The organism is Sphingobacterium rhinopitheci, from assembly GCF_022627575.1.
GTDB lineage: Bacteria > Bacteroidota > Bacteroidia > Sphingobacteriales > Sphingobacteriaceae > Sphingobacterium > Sphingobacterium rhinopitheci.
On the sequence record NZ_JADEYQ010000031.1, the window covers coordinates 1 to 4536 of the forward strand.

Below are 4536 nucleotides of genomic sequence, written 5' to 3' on the forward strand. Positions count from 1 at the left end.
GAAAAGTATTATAATATTAAAAACCTTTATGATGATAAAATTAATTTATTCGTTATAGATGAAGCTTATAAACTGACAGATCCGATTAAAGGAAGTAGAGAAGTTATACTGAATCGTTCTTTTGTTGACACATTAGAAAAATCTGATAAGCTGATTTTACTGATGCCATTAGTTAACTCTATTTTAGGATTAGAAAATTATGATTTCTCAATATTACAATCTGACTATGCTCCGGTGGCTAAAAATTTTAATGGCATAAATGACTTGAATAAATTAATTAAGCAAGAAATTTCAAATAATGAAAGTATAAATCTTGTTTATTATAATTCACCGTCAGAATTAGAAAAAAACTATTTGAAGCACTTTAAAATACTTAATAACTCAATAGAATTAAAAGATAGTTGGATTCATAGGGTTGAAGAAGATTTTCATCCTGATTGGTTACCTATACAAGCCTTAAAATCTGGAATAGGAATACATTATGGACCAATGCCAAAATTTGTTCAAAAAAAAGTAATTGATTTGTTTAAATCAAATCAATTAAAGAATGTTTTAGCTACTAACTCAATTATTGAAGGTGTGAATACGCCTACAAAAAACATTTATATATATAGTTCTAGAAATATTTTAGGAGATAAAAATTTAGTGAAATACAAAAACTTAATTGGTCGTGCAGGTAGGTTAGGAAAACATAAAGTTGGGAATATCTTCTATTGGTCCAAACATCAGGAACAATTTGAACATGCTAATATTTCTTATAGAGATATAAATATTCAATTTGTTTTAGAAGATAAAGCTGAAATTATCGAAATAAATCGAGATGAGAACTTTTCTAATGAAATATCAATCGATGGGGATAAATCTTCTCATGAAAATACTCTAGAAATACAGTTACAAGATTCTAGCTATTCAAATATACCTGTTAAAGATGTGATTTTATTATTAAATAAACATGGGTTTACAATAAAACAATTTGAAATTTTACTTGATTACATTTCAAACACTCAAAATTTAAAACTTTTAGGAATAATTGGGAAAATTGTAGGTCCAACGGATTTAAATACTTTAAATGTGATTTTAAGTGCTAATTTTAAAACATTTATTGAAATGGTTGATGAGTTGTATTTTAAAAAAAATAAAATTAATAAGTCTAAAATCATATCTAATTTGATCGAAATGATTTATAACTTTTTGCCTTTTAAAATAATACCATTAATCAATTTTATTCTTGACATTGATGAGTTGTATTTAAAACATACTAATAGATATCTACTTCCAACTCATGTAATCGTTGAAGCAAAAAGAAAAAAAGCACAATTTTATTCTAAATTTATAGGTATTGATAATCCTACTCAAGAAACTTTAGTAATCATGAATAAATTGTTTGAGTATGGAATTCCATATCAAAGAGCAAACCTGCATCTTAAACAAATCTCAAAAAAATTGCCGGAAAAATTTTCAATACATGATATTAAAAAGATAATTTTTGAAAACGAACAAATGAATGATTTAAAAGTATATTTTGAATAGTTAAGTATTAGATATACTTAATCACAACTCGAACAAGCTTTTATCAAGCTTTTGGGATAGCAAGCTATTTAATTATTTTGTCACAAATTTTTACTAAATTTGTGACAAAGATATAATTATAAATATAATGTAATCATCTAAGAATAAGATACAAACAAAGATTTCTAAGTCTTCATTTGGCGAAATATTTTTTTTGGATGATTTTTTTAATTATGGATCTTCAGAAAATATCCGCAAAGTACTTTCTCGTTTAGAAGAAGATGGTACAGTTATACGATTAGCGCAAGGTATTTACCTAAAGCCTAAGAAAGATCCATTGCTAGGCATTATCTTTCCTACGACAGAAGAGATAGCTAAACAGATTGCCCAACGGGATAAAGCTCGAATTGCACCAACGGGTATTATGGCTTTGTTCTTATTGGGATTGACAACACAGATTCCTTTAAAAACCGTTTATCTGACTGATGGTTCTCAGCGCGAGATTAAAATTGGTAAGCGTAGTATAAAATTCAAAAAGACAGTGCCTCGTAGTTTTGCTATCAAAGATGGTTTGTTGCATTTAATCGTACAAGCATTTAAAGAAGTGGGACAAGATGGGGTTACAGAAGATTTTTTGGAGAAAATAACTTCATCTATTCGTCTACTAGAATCAAAAGTTGTTGATACGCAATTACGATTCGCACCTGTTTGGATACAAAAAATAATAGCTAACCTCTATAAAACCAATACGAATGTGGATTGATTTGACACTAGAGCAAAAAGTACAAATTCTTCAACAAACAGGTGAAGCGAGAGGGCTTCCTGCTTTTGTTGTAGAGAAGGATTGGTGGGTTTGTTATTTGATTAGCTCAGGGCTTTTACCTAAGGCCTAAGAAAGATCCATTGCTGGGAGTTATTTATCCTACGACAGAAGAGCTAGCTAAACAGATCGCCCAACGGGATAAAGCTCGAATTGCACCAACGGGTATTATGGCTTTGTTCTTATTGGGATTAACAAATCAGAGACCCCTAAAAGCCGTTTATCTGACGGATGGTTCTCAGCGTGAGATTAAAATAGGCAAGCGTAGTATAAAATTTAAAAAGACTGTGCCTCGTAGTTTTGCTATATAAGGATGGTTTGTTGTATTTAATAGTACAAGCGTTTAAAGAAGTTGGACAAAACAAAGTAACCGAAGATTTTATAGAAAAAATAAAACCTCCGTCTCCACCAGCTCCATTCACTACGGAAAAATGCTTAATATCATCAAATTCTCTTCTCAACCAGTTTTCAAATAGTTGAGAACATAAAGTCTCAAATACTTTCTCTGGAGCTTTATTATATGTTTTAATATTCTTGATTTCCATGAATTATAACTTGGTATCTAAAATATTCAATGTATTATTGTAAAGCAAATTATGATGGATATACTTTTATGGAAGTAAAGAAAAAGCAGCATTACGTATGGAAGCAGTATTTGACTTCATGGGCTGAGAATGGCAGGCAAATTTATTTTCTTCACAAGGATACTAACGTAGTTAGGTGCACAAATCTAGAAAATGTTGCCCAGAAGCGTTTTTTTTATGAAGTAGATGCCTTTACTGAAGACCAAGAGGTAGCTTTGACTTACATAATCAGTGAGTGGAGTACTAATTTTTCAAGAGAAAGTAATTTGGCTATATTAAAAAGTTTCTTTAAATATTCTCACATAAAACGGCATTGGGAAAGACTTGATTTTCCCGAAAAAGAATATAAACTGAATGTAGTTAAGAAAAATGCATTGGAAGATTTGCACTCTATGTTTGAGAAATTTGGAGAAGAGCTATTGAAAGTAAATTCTCAAACAGATCTTTTTGTTTTTGATGATGATAAAGAAAGGTTAAAAGCATTGATGTATTTATGTATTCAATACACTCGAACAAATCAAATGCATAGTAAAGCTCTTACTGAGTCAAGTGTGATTTCGGTATTACCTGCAAGCTCATTGAAAATTATAGCTATTACATTTGCAATTACATTGGCTGCAAATTTAACATTTTCATATAATCTAAAAATAACACTTTTAATGAACTCTTCAAATATTGAGTTTATTACAACCGATCAGCCTATAATAAATCGGATTCGAACTGATGAATTGAAAAATAACAAAGATGAGCTTTTAGAGTTTTATTATCCAATTGGTCCAAAAAAAGCACTTCTAATTGCTATTTCAGATGAAAGTCGCAGAGATGAGTATGAATTAAAAATGGATTCCGAAGTTATAGCTTATAACAGTCTATTATTGGTTCTGAAACCTGATTTCGTTTTTGCCAACAGAGAGGAAACCCTTAATCGAATTCTGCTGTCTTAGGTATATTCTGAAATGAATAAGAATTATAAAAATAAAACACCCAAAAGGTGGTGCATTTCGTGGTGTAAATTTTGTAACTGATTGGTAATAAGTATTGTTTGTGGAGTCGGAGGGATTGGTTTAGCCGCTCTTTTCCCGAGCACGACCCTAAACCTTCCTGAATCGAACCCTTATATCGGGTCCTCATCCCATAGCATACAAAACAAAAAAGCCCAACTTTCGTTGAGCTTTACTTGTGGAGCCGGAGGGATTGGTTTAGCCGCTCTTTGCCCGAGCACGACCCTAAAGCTTCTAGAATCGAACCCTTATATCGGGTACTCATCCTGCGACACAAGTAAAGCCCAACTTTCGTTGAGCTTTACTTGTGGAGCCGGAGGGATTGGTTTAGCCGCTCTTTTCCCGAGCACGACCCTAAACCTTCCTGAATCGAACCCTTATATCGGGTACTCATCCTGCGACACAAAAAAAGCCCAACTTTCGTTGAGCTTTACTTGTGGAGTCGGAGGGATTGGTTTAGCCGCTCTTTGCCCGAGCACGACCCTAAACCTTCTAGAATCGAACCCTTATATCGGGTACTCATCCTGCGACACAAAAAAAGCCCAACTTTCGTTGAGCTTTACTTGTGGAGTCGGAGGGATTGGTTTAGCCGCTCTTTTCCCGAGCACGACCCTAAACCTTC

General features: G+C 32.3%; 5 protein-coding genes. All 5 read left to right on the forward strand.

The features are described 5' to 3' along the window. The coding region (locus IP023_RS14920) for a helicase-related protein (RefSeq protein ID WP_241791214.1) at positions 1 to 1530 on the forward strand (1530 nt) is incomplete at its 5' end. A gap of 148 nt (positions 1531 to 1678) precedes the next feature. Next, entirely contained in the window at positions 1679 to 2272 is a 594-nt protein-coding gene (locus tag IP023_RS14925) for a DUF6088 family protein (RefSeq protein ID WP_317224560.1), read from the forward strand. Then, positions 2262 to 2402 (forward strand): hypothetical protein, encoded by a 141-nt coding sequence (locus IP023_RS14930; RefSeq protein ID WP_241791216.1) that lies wholly within the window; start codon positions 2262 to 2264, stop codon positions 2400 to 2402. The genes IP023_RS14925 and IP023_RS14930 overlap by 11 nt, the downstream gene beginning before the upstream one ends. 10 nt (positions 2403 to 2412) lie before the next feature. Beyond that, entirely contained in the window at positions 2413 to 2640 is a 228-nt protein-coding gene (locus IP023_RS14935; RefSeq protein WP_241791217.1) for a DUF6088 family protein, read from the forward strand. 302 nt (positions 2641 to 2942) lie between these two features. Next, positions 2943 to 3857 carry a DUF4238 domain-containing protein gene (locus IP023_RS14940; RefSeq protein ID WP_241791218.1) on the forward strand — a complete coding sequence of 305 codons (915 nt, stop codon included), beginning with the start codon at positions 2943 to 2945 and terminating at the stop codon, positions 3855 to 3857. Positions 3858 to 4536 lie beyond the last annotated feature (679 nt).